The 416-nt window shown below is 69.5% G+C and carries 1 pseudogene; it reads left to right on the top strand.

Annotated features, from left to right (window positions below):
- Positions 1–416: pseudogene (locus tag EOA86_RS38225) on the top strand (Ppx/GppA family phosphatase); the annotation flags it as partial.

Genomic DNA, 416 nt, shown 5'->3' with positions numbered 1-416 from the left:
GTGCAGCCTTGGTCCGGTCACGGACAGCCAGGCGACGCGTCCCAGCATCAGAATGGCCAGAATCAGAAGGCCAAGACCAGGAAGCGGCGCAAACGCCGGCGCGGCCGCAAAGTTTTCGTGCGCGATGACGCACAGCTCGCGGCGGCCGGGCTGTCGGCGGCCGCCGACAGCGCTCCAGCCAGCCGTCCTCCCGAGGCGATCGTCGCGCCTTTGCCCTCAGCTGCGCCAAGCAGGCCGGAGCAGGATGTTCGCCGCTCGCCGGCGCAGGAACTGCCGGTGTTTGCCGCACTCGCCCTCGGCACCAACAATTCCCGGCTGCTGGTGGCTGTGCCGACGCGCCACGGTCAGTTCCGCGTCATCGACGCTTTCCCGCGTATCGTCAGGCTGGGCGAGGGCCTCACCGCCAATGGCCGGCT

Origin of the sequence: Mesorhizobium sp. M5C.F.Ca.IN.020.32.2.1 (genome assembly GCF_004023105.1) — a bacterium.
Classification (GTDB): domain Bacteria; phylum Pseudomonadota; class Alphaproteobacteria; order Rhizobiales; family Rhizobiaceae; genus Mesorhizobium; species Mesorhizobium wenxiniae.
The sequence above is the reverse complement of the archived record's forward strand: the minus strand, read 5'-3'. Positions and strand labels throughout refer to the sequence as shown.